We start from the raw sequence: 17,321 nt of genomic DNA on the forward strand, positions 1-17,321 counted from the left end.
TGTGTCATTTACCAGGTTATTAATTTTTTAACAACGATAATTACAGTTTGAAGCATTAGAGAATGGAAAACAGGCAGCATAATTCCCTGAATGCTAGTGAATTATTCCGCTTAATATGCCGTTATTTTATGCTGACAAGCGTGCTTTTTTTTGTTTATCTATAGCGAAAAGCAGAATATTATCTTTTCTTAATAGACTGAAAAATAGAGATTTTAATCTTATTATGCTTTAAATGCTGCGCTAACTCATTAATGAGTCAGTAAAAAGCGCACCATTTATAAAAAGTACAGTCTGCTTTTTAACCAGCAAAAAACAAAACATATAACATCACGAATGGGGATACAGGCACATGAAACGGAAAGCGAAAACAATAATCGCAGGGATTGTTGCATTAGCAGTCTCGCAGGGGGCAATGGCAGATGATATTAAAGTCGCCATAGTCGGGGCGATGTCCGGCCCGGTAGCGCAATGGGGCGATATGGAATTTAACGGCGCGCGCCAGGCCATTAAAGACATCAACGCGAAAGGCGGGATTAAAGGCGATAAGCTGGTCGGCGTAGAGTACGATGATGCCTGCGATCCAAAACAGGCGGTGGCGGTGGCCAACAAAATCGTTAACGACGGTATTCAGTACGTTATTGGTCACTTGTGTTCTTCTTCTACTCAGCCAGCATCCGATATCTATGAAGATGAAGGTATTCTGATGATCTCCCCGGGGGCGACTAACCCGGAGCTGACCCAGCGCGGCTATCAGTACATTATGCGTACCGCCGGCCTGGACTCCTCCCAGGGGCCAACGGTCGCGAAATACATCCTGGAAACGGTGAAACCGCAGCGCATCGCTATCATTCACGATAAACAGCAATACGGCGAAGGACTGGCGCGCTCCGTGCAGGATGGCCTGAAGCAGGGCAATGCCAATATTGTCTTTTTTGATGGTATTACCGCTGGCGAAAAAGATTTCTCCGCCCTGATTGCCCGCTTGCAAAAAGAGAATATCGACTTTGTGTATTACGGCGGCTACTACCCGGAAATGGGGCAGATGCTGCGCCAGGCGCGGGCTAATGGCCTGAAAACGCAATTTATGGGGCCGGAAGGCGTGGGTAACGCGTCGCTGTCCAATATTGCGGGCGGTGCGGCGGAAGGCATGTTGGTGACGATGCCAAAACGTTATGACCAGGACCCGGCGAATAAAGCGATTGTTGAGGCGCTGAAAGCCGACAAGAAAGATCCCAGCGGTCCGTATGTCTGGATCACCTACGCCGCCGTCCAGTCGCTGGCGACCGCAATGACGCGTAGCGCCAGCCATGCTCCACTGGATCTGGTGAAAGATCTTAAAGCGAACGGGGCTGATACCGTTATTGGGCCGCTGAAATGGGATGAAAAAGGCGATCTTAAGGGATTTGAATTTGGCGTCTTCCAGTGGCACGCCGACGGCTCGTCAACCGTCGCGAAGTAATGCCAGAAGATAAGTTATCCCACCGCCCGCACGCCGGGCGGGTTTAAAAAGGTTACCTTATGTCCGAGCAGTTTCTCTATTTCTTGCAGCAGATGTTTAACGGCGTCACGCTGGGGAGCACCTACGCGCTGATTGCTATCGGTTATACGATGGTGTACGGCATTATCGGCATGATCAACTTCGCTCATGGCGAGGTGTATATGATCGGCAGCTACGTCTCTTTTATGATCATCGCCGCGCTAATGATGATGGGAATAGACACCAGTTGGCTCCTGGTGGCCGCTGGATTTATCGGCGCGATTATTATTGCCAGCGCCTACGGCTGGAGTATCGAGCGAGTCGCTTACCGGCCCGTGCGCAATTCCAAGCGCCTGATCGCCCTGATTTCCGCCATCGGGATGTCCATCTTTCTGCAAAACTACGTCAGCCTGACGGAAGGTTCGCGCGACGTGGCGTTACCCAGCCTGTTTAACGGCCAGTGGATTGTGGGCAGCAGCGAAAACTTTTCCGCGTCCATCACCACCATGCAGGCGGTTATCTGGATAGTCACCTTTCTGGCTATGCTGGCGCTCACCATTTTCATTCGCTACTCCCGGATGGGCCGCGCCTGCCGCGCCTGCGCGGAGGATCTGAAAATGGCCAGCCTGCTCGGCATTAATACCGACCGCGTCATTGCGCTAACGTTTGTTATCGGCGCGGCAATGGCGGCGGTGGCGGGCGTGCTGCTCGGCCAGTTCTATGGCGTGATTAACCCCTACATCGGTTTTATGGCCGGGATGAAAGCGTTCACCGCGGCGGTGCTGGGCGGGATTGGCAGCATTCCGGGCGCGATGATCGGCGGTCTGATTTTGGGCGTTGCCGAAGCGCTCTCGTCTGCATATTTAAGTACCGAATATAAAGATGTCGTATCGTTCGCTCTGCTGATTCTGGTACTGCTGGTGATGCCGACCGGTATCCTGGGGCGTCCGGAGGTAGAGAAAGTATGAAACCGATGCATATTGCGATGGCTCTGTTCTCTGCGGCGATGTTCTTCGTTCTGGCTGGCGTCTTCATGGGCGTACAACTGGAGCTGGACGGCACCAAACTGGTGGTGGATACCGCCGCCGACATCCGCTGGCAGTGGATCTTTATCAGTACGGCAGTGGTTTTTTTCTTTCAGTTGCTGCGTCCGATGTTCCAGAAAGCGGTGAAGCACGTCTCCGGACCGAAGTTTATTCTGCCGGCGATCGATGGCTCTACCGTTAAGCAAAAGCTGTTTCTGATGGCGCTGCTGGTTATCGCCGTGGCGTGGCCGTTTATGGTGTCGCGCGGTAGCGTGGATATCGCCACTATGACCATGATTTATATCATCCTCGGTCTGGGGCTGAACGTGGTGGTGGGGCTGTCCGGTCTGCTGGTATTGGGCTACGGCGGCTTTTACGCCATCGGCGCTTATACCTTTGCGCTGCTCAACCATTATTATGGTTTGGGTTTCTGGACCTGCCTGCCGCTGGCGGGATTGGTCTCCGCCGCTGCTGGTTTCCTGCTCGGCTTCCCGGTACTGCGTCTGCGCGGCGACTATCTGGCGATTGTGACGCTCGGCTTCGGCGAAATCGTCCGTATCCTGTTGCTCAATAACACTGAAATTACCGGCGGCCCGAACGGCATCAGCCAGATTCCCAAACCGACGCTGTTTGGTCTGGAGTTTAGCCGCAACACCCGCGAAGGCGGCTGGGATACCTTCAGCAATTTCTTTGGCGTGAAGTACGACCCATCCGACCGGGTCATTTTCCTCTATCTGGTGGCCCTGTTGCTGGTGGTCTTATCGCTGTTTGTCATTAACCGCCTGCTGCGTATGCCGCTGGGCCGGGCGTGGGAAGCGTTGCGTGAGGATGAGATCGCCTGTCGCTCATTAGGTTTAAGCCCGACGCGCATCAAGCTGACCGCTTTTACTATCAGCGCCGCGTTTGCCGGTTTCGCCGGGACGTTGTTTGCCGCCCGCCAGGGCTTTGTCAGCCCGGAATCTTTCACCTTCGCCGAATCCGCCTTCGTGCTGGCGATTGTGGTGCTGGGCGGAATGGGCTCGCAGTTTGCGGTGATCCTGGCGGCGGTTCTGTTGGTGGTGTCGCGCGAGTTGATGCGCGACTTCAACGAATACAGCATGTTGATGCTCGGCGGTTTGATGGTGTTGATGATGATCTGGCGCCCGCAGGGATTGCTGCCGATGACGCGTCCGCAGTTGAAGCTGAAAAGTGGTCAGGCGAAAGGAGAGCAGGCATGAGTCAGCCATTATTAGCGGTTAACGGCCTGATGATGCGCTTTGGCGGTTTGCTGGCGGTCAACAATGTATCGCTGGAATTGCGTGAGCGGGAAATTGTGTCGCTGATTGGCCCTAACGGCGCGGGTAAAACGACGGTGTTTAACTGCCTGACCGGTTTCTATAAGCCGACAGGCGGTACGATCATGTTGCGCGAGCGGCATCTGGAAGGATTGCCGGGCCAGCAGATCGCCCGCATGGGCGTGGTACGTACTTTCCAGCATGTGCGTCTGTTTCGCGAAATGACGGTGATTGAAAACCTGCTGGTGGCGCAGCACCAGCAACTGAAAACGGGCCTCTTTTCCGGCCTGTTGAAAACGCCCGCTTTCCGCCGCGCGCAAAGCGAAGCGCTGGACCGCGCGGCGACCTGGCTTGAGCGTATTGGCCTGCTGGAACATGCCAATCGCCAGGCCAGTAATCTGGCCTACGGCGACCAGCGCCGGCTGGAGATTGCCCGCTGCATGGTGACGCAGCCAGAAATTCTGATGCTCGACGAACCGGCGGCCGGCCTTAACCCGAAAGAGACCAAAGAGCTGGATGAGCTGATTGCCGAACTACGTAACCATCACAACACTACTATCTTGCTGATTGAACACGATATGAAGCTGGTGATGGGAATTTCCGACCGTATTTACGTGGTGAACCAGGGCACGCCGCTGGCGAACGGCACGCCGGAAGAGATCCGCAACAACCCGGACGTCATCCGCGCTTATCTGGGTGAGGCATAAGATGGAAAAAACGATGTTAACGTTTGAAAAAGTCAGCGCCCACTACGGCAAGATTCAGGCGCTGCACGACGTCAGTCTGCACATCAACCAGGGGGAAATCGTTACCCTGATTGGCGCTAACGGCGCGGGGAAAACGACGCTGCTTGGCACCTTGTGCGGCGATCCGCGCGCCTCCAGCGGACGGGTGGTGTTTGACGGTAAAGACATCACCGACTGGCAGACGGCGAAAATCATGCGTGAAGCGGTGGCGATAGTGCCGGAAGGGCGGCGCGTCTTCTCGCGGATGACGGTGGAAGAGAACCTGGCGATGGGCGGTTTTTTTGCCGAGCGCGATCGGTTTCAGGAGCGTATCAAATGGGTGTACGAGCTGTTTCCGCGCCTGCATGAACGCCGTATCCAGCGAGCGGGCACCATGTCCGGCGGCGAACAGCAGATGCTGGCGATTGGTCGCGCGCTGATGAGCCAGCCGCGCCTGTTGCTGCTGGATGAACCGTCGCTGGGGCTGGCGCCGATCATCATCCAGCAGATCTTCGACACCATTGAGCAGTTGCGCGAGCAGGGTATGACCATCTTCCTTGTCGAGCAAAACGCTAACCAGGCGCTGAAGCTCGCCGACCGCGGTTATGTGCTGGAAAACGGCCACGTAGTGCTATCCGATACCGGTGATGCGCTGCTGGCGAACGAAGCGGTGCGCAGCGCCTATCTGGGCGGATAAGGCGCAGTTTACAGCTGCCATCTGGCAAACGCGCCCGGTGGCGCTACCGCTTACCGGACCTGGCGGATTACTCGCCATTCGGCAAATCAGTAGAACATTTTTCGTACCAATATGTTATAGTTGAGAATAGTTATCAACTATAACCACCGAAGAAGGAGCAAGGATGATACGTTCAGGCGCCTGCATAATGGGAACGCTGTTGTTCGCGGCTTCGTTCAGTGTTAACGCCTTAACCTCAAACGATTTTGATCCCCGCGATCCTGCTATCTGGCAAGAAGAAACCGCAACGCCTTATCCACTGGCCGCAACGACCTGCGAAGTGCGTCATCATCCGGATTGTGCAACGTGGGAGGATGAAAAATCCGACATTCAGCGTGAACGCGAGCGGCGAGATCAGCGGCGCTTACAAAATCAGTACAAAAAGTATTCTCATCGTGATTAACTGCTGACGCCAGCCAAATAACGCATGTCTGGTCAGCATTACGCTGTCAGACGTGCCGTAGCTCCCACTTTTCTTTTCCGGCGCTTTCACTGCCTTGCCATCTCTCTGTCGCCTTACTATCTTTTTTTTGTAATAAAAAAGTTATTTTTCTGTCATTCGAGCATGTCATGTTACCCCCGCGAACATAAAACGCGTGATATCGCGCATCCCGGCACAAAAAGAGAGATAACCGATGATATCGTTACGACATACAGCTTTAGGACTGGCGCTGAGTCTGGCATTTACGGGTCAGGCGTTGGCTGTCACCACTATTCCATTCTGGCATTCAATGGAAGGGGAGTTAGGCAAAGAAGTTGATTCACTGGCGCAACGTTTCAACCAGGCCAATCCGGATTACAAAATCGTTCCGGTCTATAAGGGGAACTATGAACAGAACCTGAGCGCCGGGATCGCGGCATTCCGTACCGGCAACGCGCCGGCAATATTGCAGGTTTATGAGGTTGGGACGGCGACCATGATGGCCTCGAAAGCCATTAAGCCGGTTTATGAAGTGTTTAAAGACGCCGGTATTAACTTTGACGAGTCCCAGTTTGTACCGACCGTTGCAGGCTACTACACCGATGCTAAAAGCGGGCATCTGCTCTCCCAGCCCTTTAACAGCTCCACGCCGGTACTGTACTACAACAAAGACGCCTTTAAGAAAGCCGGTTTAGATCCGGAACAGCCGCCGAAAACCTGGCAGGAGCTGGCTGACTATACCGCGAAACTGAGAGCGGCAGGCATGAAATGCGGTTACGCCAGCGGCTGGCAAGGCTGGATCCAACTGGAAAACTTCAGCGCCTGGAACGGTCTCCCCTTCGCCAGTAAAAACAATGGCTTTGACGGTACAGATGCGGTGCTGGAGTTTAATAAGCCAGAGCAGGTGAAACATATCGCGCTGCTGGAAGAGATGAATAAGAAAGGCGATTTTAGCTATGTTGGGCGTAAGGACGAGTCTACCGAGAAGTTTTATAACGGTGACTGCGCGATGACAACCGCGTCCTCCGGCTCGCTCGCCAATATCCGCCAGTATGCCAAATTTAACTATGGCGTGGGTATGATGCCGTATGACGCTGATATCAAGGGCGCGCCGCAAAACGCCATTATCGGCGGAGCCAGCCTATGGGTCATGCAGGGTAAAGATAAAGAAACCTATACCGGCGTCGCCAAATTCCTCGACTTCCTGGCAAAACCGGAAAACGCTGCTGAATGGCATCAAAAAACCGGCTACCTGCCGATTACCACCGCCGCCTACGAGCTGACCCGAGAGCAGGGTTATTACGATAAAAACCCCGGTGCGGATATCGCCACTCGCCAGATGTTGAATAAGCCGCCGTTACCCTTCACCAAAGGCTTGCGTCTGGGCAATATGCCGCAGATTCGTACCATCGTGGACGAAGAGCTGGAAAGCGTCTGGACCGGGAAGAAAACCCCACAACAGGCGTTGGATACCGCGGTGGATCGCGGGAATCAGTTACTGCGTCGTTTTGAGAAAGCGAGCAAATCTTAAGTGTATAAGTGCCTGATGGCGCTGCGCTTATCAGGCCTACAGCGTTTGTAGGCCGGATAAGGTGCTTGCACCGCCATCCGGCACCTTCCAGGAAAAGAACCTTCATGTCATCATCCCGTCCGGTGTTCCGCTCGCGCTGGCTGCCGTATTTACTGGTTGCTCCGCAGTTGGTTATCACCGTTATTTTCTTTATCTGGCCTGCGGGCGAAGCGCTGTGGTATTCGCTGCAAAGCGTCGATCCGTTTGGTTTTTCCAGCCAATTTGTCGGGCTGGAGAATTTCGTCGCGCTTTTTCACGACAGTTATTATCTCGACGCCTTCTGGACGACGATTAAATTCAGCGCGCTGGTCACGTTTAGCGGCCTGCTGGTCTCATTGTTTTTCGCCGCCCTGGTGGATTACGTGGTGCGCGGCAGCCGTTTTTATCAGACGCTGATGCTGCTGCCTTATGCCGTCGCGCCCGCCGTCGCCGCCGTATTGTGGATTTTCCTGTTTAACCCGGGGCGGGGATTAATCACCCATTTCCTCGGCGAATTCGGCTATGACTGGAACCACGCGCAAAACAGCGGTCAGGCGATGTTCCTGGTGGTATTTGCGTCAGTCTGGAAGCAGATTAGTTACAACTTTTTATTCTTCTTTGCCGCGCTGCAATCCATTCCCCGCTCGCTGGTGGAAGCGGCGGCCATTGACGGCGCCGGGCCGATTCGTCGTTTCTTCCGGCTTTCTTTGCCGCTTATTGCGCCGGTCAGTTTCTTCCTGCTGGTGGTCAACCTGGTGTACGCCTTTTTCGACACCTTCCCGGTGATCGACGCCGCGACCGCCGGCGGGCCGGTACAAGCTACCACGACGCTGATTTATAAGATCTATCGCGAAGGGTTTACCGGCCTGGATCTCTCGGCGTCCGCCGCGCAGTCGGTGGTGTTGATGTTCCTCGTCATCATTCTGACGGTGGTGCAGTTCCGCTATGTGGAAAGTAAGGTGCGTTACCAATGATAGAGAATCGTCGCGGGCTGACAATATTCAGCCATACCATGCTGATTCTGGGGATCGCGGTCATTTTGTTTCCGCTGTATGTCGCGTTTGTCGCGGCGACGCTGGACGACCGCGCGGTGTTTGAGACGCCGATGACGCTGCTTCCCGGCACGCAGTTACTGGAGAATATCAAAACTATTTGGGTCAACGGCGTCGGTGTTAATAGCGCGCCATTCTGGCTGATGATGCTTAACAGTTTCATTATGGCGTTCAGCATTACGGTAGGCAAAATCACGGTATCTATGCTTTCCGCATTCGCCATCGTCTGGTTTCGTTTTCCCCTGCGTAACCTGTTCTTCTGGATGATTTTTATCACCCTGATGTTGCCGGTTGAAGTGCGTATCTTCCCGACGGTGGAAGTGATCGCCAACCTGAAAATGCTCGACAGCTATGCCGGTCTGACGCTACCGCTGATGGCGTCCGCTACCGCCACTTTCCTGTTTCGTCAGTTCTTCATGACGCTTCCGGATGAACTGGTGGAGGCGGCCCGTATTGACGGCGCGTCGCCGATGCGCTTTTTCCGCGACATCGTGTTGCCGCTGTCAAAAACCAACCTGGCGGCGTTATTCGTCATCACCTTTATCTACGGCTGGAACCAGTATCTGTGGCCGCTGTTGATTATCACCGACGTGAATCTTGGCACTGCCGTAGCGGGTATCAAAGGGATGATCGCCACCGGCGAAGGTACCACGCAATGGAACCAGGTGATGGCGGCAATGCTGCTCACCCTTATCCCTCCGGTCGTAATTGTGTTAGCCATGCAACGGGCGTTTGTGCGTGGTTTAGTGGACAGTGAGAAATAAAAATGGCTGGTTTAAAACTACAGGCAGTAACCAAAAGCTGGGACGGCAAAACCCAGGTCATTCAACCGCTGACGCTGGACGTGGCGGATGGCGAATTTATCGTGATGGTCGGGCCGTCCGGCTGCGGCAAATCAACGTTGTTGCGGATGGTGGCCGGTCTGGAACGCGTGACCAGTGGCGATATCTGGATTGATCGCAAACGGGTCACCGAGATGGAGCCCAAAGATCGCGGCATCGCGATGGTATTTCAGAACTATGCTCTCTATCCCCATATGAGCGTAGAGGAGAACATGGCGTGGGGACTAAAAATTCGCGGTATGAGCAAAGCGCATATTGAAGAACGTGTGCGGGAGGCGGCGCGCATTCTGGAGCTGGACGGCCTGCTTAAACGCCGTCCACGCGAGCTTTCCGGCGGTCAACGGCAGCGCGTGGCAATGGGGCGCGCGATCGTCCGCGAGCCGGCAGTCTTCTTATTCGACGAACCGCTCTCTAACCTCGACGCCAAGCTGCGCGTGCAGATGCGTCTGGAGTTACAACATCTGCATCGTCGCCTTCGTACCACCTCGCTCTATGTTACTCACGATCAGGTAGAGGCGATGACGCTGGCCCAGAGGGTGATGGTGATGAATAAAGGCGTCGCAGAACAGATTGGCACGCCGGTAGAGGTGTATGAAAAACCGGCCAGTCGCTTCGTGGCGAGCTTTATCGGCAGCCCGGCGATGAATCTGTTGGACGGTGTTATCAGCGCTTCCGGCGACCGTTTCGAATTGCCTGGCGGTCTGGCGTTGCCGATTGGTGCGGGCTATCGGGGTCATGCCGGACGTAAAATGACGCTGGGTATCCGCCCGGAGCATATTGCGTTAAGCTCGCAGGCGGAAGGCGGCGTGCCGTTAACGGTAGACACGCTGGAGATTCTGGGCGCGGATAATCTGGCGCATGGGCGCTGGGGCGATCAGAAACTGGTGGTGCGGTTGGCGCATCAGCAACGCCCGGCGGCGGGCAGTACGCTATGGCTGCATCTGCCGGAACATCAGCGGCATCTTTTTGATGGCGAAACAGGACAACGTGTATGAGTAACTGGCCTTATCCCCGCATTGTCGCCCATCGCGGCGGCGGTAAACTGGCGCCGGAAAACACTCTGGCGGCGATTGACGTGGGCGCGCGATACGGGCACACCATGATTGAGTTTGATGCCAAGCTGTCGAAAGACGGCGAAATTTTCCTGCTGCATGACGATAACCTGGAGCGCACCAGCAATGGTTGGGGCGTGGCGGGCGAGTTGAACTGGCAGGATTTATTGCGTGTGGACGCTGGCGGTTGGTTTAGCGGCGAATTTAAAGGCGAGCCGCTGCCGCTGCTCTCGCAGGTGGCGGAGCGCTGCCGTAAACACGGCATGATGGCGAATATTGAGATCAAACCGACAACGGGGAGCGAAAGGCTAACAGGACGCGTCGTGGCGTTGGCCGCCCGCGAACTGTGGGCCGGGATGACGCCGCCGCTGCTCTCTTCCTTTGAGATAGAGGCGCTGGAAGCGGCTCAGGCGGCAGCACCTGAACTGCCGCGCGGGTTACTGCTGGATAAATGGCGTGAAGACTGGCGTGAACTGACGACCCGTCTGGGCTGTGTTTCCCTCCATCTCAACCATAAATTACTCGATGAGACGCGAGTGCAAGAGATTAAGGCCGCGGGTCTGCGGATTCTGGTGTATACCGTCAATCAGCCCCAGCGGGCGGCAGAGCTGCTGCGCTGGGGCGTGGATTGTATCTGCACCGATCGCATTGATGACATCGGCCCTCACTTTCAGTTTTAAGGGCTGTCAGTTTTAAGGGCTGATGGTTTTCAGCGGGATGTCAGGCTGCGGCGTCCCGCTGTCCTGCTGCAACATTGGCTGGGAATGGTTTAGCATCCGGTCCGGATTTCCGCTGCCGCTGAGCATTCCGCCCTGCGTATTGGGCAGCGTTTGCTGACCGAGCATACCGTTGCCCGGCTGTCCCTGCTGAACCCGCTGCGTATTGGCATTCAACTGCGACTGTAGATTTTGCTGCTGGCTGCGCGCCTGCGTTTGCATCTGTTGTTTCAACATACCCTGCTGCTGAATCTGCTGCGTTTGCATCTGCGTCTGCATACGCTGCTGGCTGGGAATCTTATAACCTGGCTGATTAGGATTATTCATAGTGTTAATTGGCTGGGCCAATACAGCAAAGGGTAACAAAGCCGTAATAAGTAGTAAGCGTTTCATTGTCGTCTCCTCCCGATGAGGCCTCTTTTTAAGTGTACCTCTATTTCGCCATGATGATGATTTTTTAAGCGTTGTGGACCAGGATTAAACGGGACATACACCCATTTATCTGGAGAAAAACAACGATGAAACCAACGTTTATGCGCTGGGTGGCGATCGCCGCTCTGCTGGCCGGGGGGACGTTTAGCGCGGTGGCCAATCCTCCCGTCGCGCCGCCAGTCTCCTATGGTGTTGAAGAAGATGTCTTTCATCCTGTGCGGGCGACGCAAGGGATGGTGGCGTCCGTGGATGCAATGGCGACGCAGGTTGGCGTGGATATCTTAAAGCAGGGCGGTAATGCCGTGGATGCCGCCGTCGCCGTGGGCTATGCGCTGGCTGTCACGCATCCGCAAGCCGGGAATCTGGGCGGCGGGGGATTTATGCTGCTGCGCACCAAAGACGGTAACACGACGGCGATTGATTTTCGTGAAATGGCGCCGGCTGCCGCGACCCGTGATATGTTCCTCGACGATCAGGGTAACGCCGATGCGAAAAAGTCGCTGACGTCGCATCTGGCATCCGGTACGCCGGGTACCGTGGCGGGGTTCTCGCTGGCACTGGAGAAATACGGCACGATGCCGCTGAATAAAGTGGTGCGTCCGGCGATGAAGCTGGCGGAAGAGGGTTTTGTGGTTAACGATGCGCTGGCCGACGACTTAAAAACTTACGGCAGCGAAGTGATCCCCAACCATGAGAACAGCAAAGCCATTTTCTGGAAAGACGGCGAGCCGCTGAAAAAAGGCGATAAGCTGGTCCAGAAGAATCTGGCGAAAAGCCTGGAAATGATTGCCGAAAACGGCCCGGCTGCGTTTTATAAAGGGGCGATTGCCGACCAGATTGCCGGGGAAATGCAGAAGAACGGCGGTCTGATGACCAAAGAGGATTTAGCCAGCTATAAAGCCGTTGAGCGTACGCCAATCAGCGGTGACTATCGCGGGTATCAGGTTTTCTCCATGCCGCCGCCGTCCTCGGGCGGTATTCACATCGTGCAAATCCTCAATATTCTTGAAAACTTCGATATGAAGAAGTACGGCTTTGGCAGCGCCGATGCCATGCAAATCATGGCGGAAGCGGAAAAATATGCCTACGCTGACCGCTCAGAGTATCTGGGCGATCCGGACTTTGTGAAAGTGCCGTGGCAGGCGCTGACCAACAAAGCCTATGCGAAAACGTTGGCCGATCAAATTGATATCAACAAGGCCAAACCTTCCAGCCAGATAAAACCTGGCAAGCTCGCCCCGTATGAAAGCAACCAGACCACCCACTTCTCGGTGGTGGATAAAGACGGCAATGCCGTGGCGGTGACCTATACCCTGAACACCACCTTCGGCACAGGAATTGTGGCGGGAAATACCGGTATTCTGCTGAATAATCAAATGGATGATTTTTCTGCTAAACCCGGTGTACCCAATGTTTATGGCCTGGTGGGCGGCGATGCTAACGCGGTCGAACCAAAAAAACGTCCGCTGTCGTCGATGTCGCCGACTATCGTGGTAAAAGACGGCAAAACCTGGCTGGTGACCGGCAGTCCTGGCGGGAGTCGAATCATCACTACCGTGCTGCAAATGGTAGTGAACAGCATTGATTTTGGCATGAACGTCGCCGAAGCGACCAACGCGCCGCGTTTCCATCATCAATGGTTGCCGGACGAACTGCGGGTAGAAAAGGGCTTCAGCCCCGATACGCTAAAGTTGCTGGAACAGAAAGGGCAGAAAGTGGCGCTGAAAGAGGCGATGGGCAGCACACAAAGTATTATGGTTGGGCCGGATGGCGCACTGTATGGCGCGTCCGACCCGCGTTCCGTAGATGACTTAACGGCGGGATACTGATTTTTAATACCAGGCCCGGTGTCAGGCACCGGGCTATTTGCAGATTATGCCGTGAGTAATCGGGCTGGATTATCAATACAGAGCTTGCGCAGAGTATCGTTGTCTACTCCACGGGCAGCCAGATAGGCGAGGAAGACATTCGGGACAAACCCCCAGCCATTTCCGCCATTTTTCGCCCACATCTGTTTGAGAAAAACGTCATGGCTTAAAACGATTTGGTCGGCGTAACCTAACTCAATCAGATGTGCTACCGCATCAGCTGTCTCCTGAACGCCCGGCGCGACACCTTCTTTTGGGAAGGTAATGTCCAGACCAATCATGTCAAATTCAAGCCATACGCCGCGGTCGAGCATTTTACGTTGATAGGCGACATCTTTTCCTGAAGGGTCCGAATGCGCCAGCGAGACTTTTGCCGGAGAGACGTTCATTTCTTCCAGCACGATATCCAGCACCTCATCACCCAGTCGCAGCCACCCTGGCATATGGATATTCATCGCCGTGTGGGGGTTGTTACATTGTGCCAGAGACGCTGCCCGCAGGCTGTTACGCTCCGCTTGGGTAAACGCGGGAGATACGCCGATTTCACCGATCATGCCAGCGCGAATATCCGTCTCGCCAATACCCTGATTCAGTTCTTTATCAATGAGTGAGGCTAACAGCTCAACAGGTTTATGGATCCGGGTACTTTCAAATTTCTCCAGATAAGGTCCGGATGACGCAACGATATTCAAACCCGTTTTTAAGGCAACTTCTCGCAGCGCTGAGGCGTCCCGTCCAATGGATTCTGATCCGGTGGCGTCGACAATCGTCCTGCCGCCCAAAGACATAAAGTTATTGATTTCGAAGATAACATCATCAATCTCTTTGCGGTCCATGTTATCGGCGCAGCAGTATGGGTCGTGTTTCAGCCCCCACTGCAGGTCAGCACTGACTTTCTTTCCCACCAGTTGCTGTGAAAAAGCATAATGTGGCTCGTCTACGACCGAAGACAGATCGTTAAACAGATGTTCATGCGGTAGCGTCAGCCCCATATCCGTATGCGCCACCGGGCCTGTTACGGTTTGCAGGAAACCTTTCATTCTGACACCTCCATTCTTTGCGCCATTTTGGATGCTCTGTATTCAGGGATGGTGGTCACAATCGCACCGACTAACGCGAACAGCGTACCGATGATGGTGACCAGGTAGACCGTATTGCCTAATGAAGGGATCAATTCATCAATTAGCACTGAGCCAAGCAGTTGGCCTGCTGTTGACGCTACGCCCAGCATCAATAGCCCTAAGCCTCTCACCAGAATCGCCATTAGCCCGATGGACAGCAGACCCAGCGGACCACCGAGATACATCCACCATGTATCGGGTAACTGAATGGTGACATGGCCTAATGCGATACGTATCGCCAGCGCCGCGCCCAGGACACAAAAGCCGACGATGAAGTTCCATGTAATGGACACCAGCATGGAGCCCGTTGCCTCGGCGACTTTCGCATTTCCCGCAGGCTGCCAGCCAGCGAGTAACCCTGCCAAAAAGGGGAGGATAGCGAGCAGGATAAACGAGGTTGAGTGCCACTGTGGCGACACGACAAAAATGGTGGCGATAACGGCGAATAATGCGCCAGTAATGCGCCATGGCGTAAAATATTTCTTCTCCTCCACACCGATGCCAAAACGGTCGCACAGCAGGCCGGAAAGAAGCAGAGCGGAAATTAATGCCGTTTGAAAGGTGGCAACGCCCAGCGCGCTGGCGGATGCGCCTTCAGAAAATACGACCATCGCCCCGCATAATCCTGCAAACCAATTCCATAGCGGGATTTTTCTCTTTTTAATCAGAGTAGGGATTGAGGCGAATTGCTGGCGTGTTTCTTTGCGCGCAATAATAATAAAAAACATGACGACCAGACCGCTGGCAAACGAGATTACTGCGCAAGCATTACCGTCTTGTAACCAATGTCCTAACTGCCCATTAACGGCAGACTGCATCGGGGAAAGCATACCGGCTAAGATGGTGGCAAGCATCAGTAAGGGGGTTGAGTACTTATTCTTGTTCATACATCAATCCTTATATTTTATAAAAGGAGTAACTTTCGTTACTCCATTGTTTTTTATTTTCTGGCGATGAATTGAAGCGTGTTGACCCACAGGTCGGTATAAAACGGCCATGACATAAACTGCTGGGTTCCCCAGTGTGGGGAGCAGTCACTCATAAAGCAGGCGGTTTTACCCTGTTGGTATTCACCGAACACTAACAATGGGTCATTATTTATTGTTAATACGACATCGGCATCGTCTCTGGCGACGGCCTGGTTATATCCAAGAAATACCGGATAATCTGAGAACCCGTTAACAACAGGATGTTCAGGTGAGACAGCCTCAGCACAGATACCCTCGGGCTTTTCTACCCGGTCATCGCCATCAAGCATAATAACTGGCAGAACCTCAGCAAGAACGGTGTTCTTATAATTGGCTTTTGCCTCAATACCCATGAACGACAGATAGCCACCAATCATGAGTAGTCCACCGCCATTTTTGACGTACTCTTTAATGGACTCCAGAGCGTTTGGTTTTATTTTTAGCTGATAAAATGTCTCGTTTTGCAACAGGAAGGTATTACTACCAATGTCGCTAATAACAATAACATCGTAACGGTTTAATTCGTCAATACTCTCTGGAAAGGCAATTTGTACCGTGTGGGCAGGCATGTAATCAATATCAACGCCGCCTTTCCTCAAGCATTCCAGTAACCATGTAGCGCCTTCTTCATATTTACTGGAGGTGAAACTGTCATAACCTTTTGAATGAATCATATGAATATGCCAGGATTCTCCAATAAAGAGCACCTTTAGTTTTTTCTGCGTATTGTTCATAGTCTGCTCCTTGATTTAGTGAGTAGAGATAGTTTGTTTGTAATGTGAACCCTGAATACGATGAAGAACGGAGTCGTTTTCCGGCATATCAGAGGCATTAGGCGTTTCAACCGCAAGTGAGGCAAATGCGCTGGCGTAGCACAATGCGGATGCCAGTGACTTTCCTTTTGCAAGACCAGATGCGAGGGCGCCATTGAAAGCGTCACCCGCTCCCGCCGTATTTTTTACAACTGCCGGAAATGCCGGGGAATAGATGAATTGTGTGCCATCATAAGCAAGCGAACCTTTGCTACCTAATGTAATAATGGTATTTTTGACGCCTTTCTGATGAATAATTTTGGCCGCGCATTTGGCTGATTCGATATCATTAACCGCCATATTGGCCAGCAGGCCTGCTTCCGTTTCATTTGGCGTAATATAGTCAATGTTATCAATGATGGTGTTAACCATGTCATTGTACGGCGCTGGATTGATGATGACCGGTATGTCATTTTTTTGTGCGAGACGAATTGTTTGCTGCAGCGCTTCGTAATTCGTCTCCAGTTGGACAAGAACAATATCTGAATGAACAATGGCTTCTTTCTGAATGGTGATTTCATCAGGGGAAATTGTCATGTTGGCGCCAGGGTAGATAGCGATGACGTTATCTCCGGTATCTCCATTCACCATGATGGTTGCTGTACCTGTTTGTGTTTCTTTGGTCTGGTAGATAACACTTTTATGGATTTTTGATGAGTTTATAAAATTAATGGCGTAATCACTAAAATGATCTGAGCCGACTTTAGTAATAAAATGCACATCAGAATCGGCATAGCTTGCTGCTAATGCCTGATTACATCCCTTACCGCCGGGTGAAAAAATAAATTTATCGGCCAGCAATGATTCTCCCGTTGAGGGTAATCTCGGTAGATAACTGATGATATCAACATTGAACGAGCCAATAACACATACATTATTTTTCATGGCAGAGAGACCTTTTTTTATTTTCTGCGCTGATTCATATTTTTCCAGCACATAAGCAATTTCATTTTTTGCGACGTTATCAAGAGAATCAAGGGTAATAAATGCACCACCATGACAGCGAGTAAGATATCCCTGTCCGGCAAGTTCATTGAGATCTGAACGAATAGTTTCCTTTGTTACCTTGAGACTTTTCGCCAGATTTGAAACTTTTACAACTCCCGAAATACTGAGTTCCTTCAATATTCTATGATGGCGTTCAAATTTCATTTTTTACCTCACCGTGGTTAAATTAGTCCCGGGAGGAGTATATTGTTGTGATTGTCACCATAAAGTGATGGCAGAAACCAAAAAAAAACAAAAATGTAA

17 protein-coding genes are annotated in these 17,321 nt (G+C 52.8%); 12 read left to right on the forward strand and 5 right to left on the reverse strand.

What is annotated here, in order from left to right:
* The first annotated feature begins 349 nt into the window (after nt 1–349).
* The 11 genes from livK to ugpQ all read left to right on the forward strand — a co-directional run bounded on the left by livK (nt 350) and on the right by ugpQ (nt 10,833).
* Nucleotides 350–1,459 carry a high-affinity branched-chain amino acid ABC transporter substrate-binding protein LivK gene (gene livK / locus NA197_RS11825; protein ID WP_438796690.1) on the forward strand — a complete coding sequence of 370 codons (1,110 nt, stop codon included), beginning with the start codon at nt 350–352 and terminating at the stop codon, nt 1,457–1,459.
* Between the two features lie 59 nt (nt 1,460–1,518).
* Nucleotides 1,519–2,445 carry a high-affinity branched-chain amino acid ABC transporter permease LivH gene (gene livH, locus NA197_RS11830; protein WP_000003007.1) on the forward strand — a complete coding sequence of 309 codons (927 nt, stop codon included), beginning with the start codon at nt 1,519–1,521 and terminating at the stop codon, nt 2,443–2,445.
* A complete protein-coding gene (gene livM, locus NA197_RS11835; protein ID WP_064042889.1) occupies nt 2,442–3,719 on the forward strand; it encodes a branched chain amino acid ABC transporter permease LivM in 1,278 nt (425 codons plus the stop codon). Before livH ends, livM begins: the two co-directional genes overlap by 4 nt.
* Nucleotides 3,716–4,483: a high-affinity branched-chain amino acid ABC transporter ATP-binding protein LivG gene (livG, locus tag NA197_RS11840; protein ID WP_000082080.1), complete on the forward strand. Its 768-nt coding sequence runs from the start codon at nt 3,716–3,718 to the stop codon at nt 4,481–4,483. Before livM ends, livG begins: the two co-directional genes overlap by 4 nt.
* Before the next feature lies 1 nt (nt 4,484).
* Entirely contained in the window at nt 4,485–5,198 is a 714-nt protein-coding gene (gene livF / locus NA197_RS11845; RefSeq protein ID WP_000416114.1) for a high-affinity branched-chain amino acid ABC transporter ATP-binding protein LivF, read from the forward strand.
* A 163-nt stretch (nt 5,199–5,361) separates the two neighbouring features.
* Nucleotides 5,362–5,640: a hypothetical protein gene (locus NA197_RS11850; RefSeq protein WP_020838617.1), complete on the forward strand. Its 279-nt coding sequence runs from the start codon at nt 5,362–5,364 to the stop codon at nt 5,638–5,640.
* Nucleotides 5,641–5,872: 232 nt separating this feature from the next.
* Entirely contained in the window at nt 5,873–7,189 is a 1,317-nt protein-coding gene (gene ugpB / locus NA197_RS11855) for a sn-glycerol-3-phosphate ABC transporter substrate-binding protein UgpB (RefSeq protein WP_000624747.1), read from the forward strand.
* A 104-nt stretch (nt 7,190–7,293) separates the two neighbouring features.
* Entirely contained in the window at nt 7,294–8,181 is an 888-nt protein-coding gene (gene ugpA / locus NA197_RS11860; protein WP_000099303.1) for a sn-glycerol-3-phosphate ABC transporter permease UgpA, read from the forward strand.
* Nucleotides 8,178–9,023 (forward strand): sn-glycerol-3-phosphate ABC transporter permease UgpE, encoded by an 846-nt coding sequence (gene ugpE / locus NA197_RS11865; protein WP_000572196.1) that lies wholly within the window; start codon nt 8,178–8,180, stop codon nt 9,021–9,023. Before ugpA ends, ugpE begins: the two co-directional genes overlap by 4 nt.
* A gap of 2 nt (nt 9,024–9,025) precedes the next feature.
* Nucleotides 9,026–10,096 (forward strand): sn-glycerol-3-phosphate import ATP-binding protein UgpC, encoded by a 1,071-nt coding sequence (locus NA197_RS11870; RefSeq protein ID WP_000907842.1) that lies wholly within the window; start codon nt 9,026–9,028, stop codon nt 10,094–10,096.
* Nucleotides 10,093–10,833: a glycerophosphodiester phosphodiesterase gene (gene ugpQ, locus NA197_RS11875; protein WP_064042888.1), complete on the forward strand. Its 741-nt coding sequence runs from the start codon at nt 10,093–10,095 to the stop codon at nt 10,831–10,833. Before NA197_RS11870 ends, ugpQ begins: the two co-directional genes overlap by 4 nt.
* A gap of 12 nt (nt 10,834–10,845) precedes the next feature.
* Here ugpQ and NA197_RS11880 read toward each other — a convergent pair whose 3' ends face one another.
* Entirely contained in the window at nt 10,846–11,262 is a 417-nt protein-coding gene (locus NA197_RS11880; protein WP_023224168.1) for a DUF2756 family protein, read from the reverse strand.
* Nucleotides 11,263–11,387: 125 nt separating this feature from the next.
* On the opposite strand from NA197_RS11880, the gene ggt reads away from it, so the two are divergent.
* Entirely contained in the window at nt 11,388–13,130 is a 1,743-nt protein-coding gene (ggt, locus tag NA197_RS11885) for a gamma-glutamyltransferase (RefSeq protein ID WP_064042887.1), read from the forward strand.
* Nucleotides 13,131–13,174: 44 nt separating this feature from the next.
* On the opposite strand, the gene NA197_RS11890 is transcribed toward ggt, so the two are convergent.
* From NA197_RS11890 to NA197_RS11905, 4 genes are read right to left on the reverse strand one after another with little or no spacing between them, the layout of a single operon-like run.
* Nucleotides 13,175–14,209: a phosphotriesterase family protein gene (locus NA197_RS11890; protein ID WP_023233972.1), complete on the reverse strand. Its 1,035-nt coding sequence runs from the start codon at nt 14,207–14,209 to the stop codon at nt 13,175–13,177.
* On the reverse strand, nt 14,206–15,177 hold the full coding sequence (locus NA197_RS11895; protein WP_001038949.1) for a DMT family transporter: 972 nt from the start codon (nt 15,175–15,177) through the stop codon (nt 14,206–14,208). The genes NA197_RS11890 and NA197_RS11895 overlap by 4 nt, the downstream gene beginning before the upstream one ends.
* A gap of 53 nt (nt 15,178–15,230) precedes the next feature.
* Entirely contained in the window at nt 15,231–15,992 is a 762-nt protein-coding gene (locus NA197_RS11900; RefSeq protein WP_001066509.1) for a glutamine amidotransferase, read from the reverse strand.
* A 15-nt stretch (nt 15,993–16,007) separates the two neighbouring features.
* Complete coding sequence (locus tag NA197_RS11905) at nt 16,008–17,222, reverse strand: PfkB family carbohydrate kinase (RefSeq protein WP_000667440.1); 1,215 nt, start codon at nt 17,220–17,222, stop codon at nt 16,008–16,010.
* Between the last annotated feature and the right edge of the window lie 99 nt (nt 17,223–17,321).

The sequence above is a fragment of the Salmonella sp. NW884 genome (genome assembly GCF_051700745.1).
Taxonomy (GTDB): Bacteria; Pseudomonadota; Gammaproteobacteria; order Enterobacterales; family Enterobacteriaceae; genus Salmonella; species Salmonella enterica.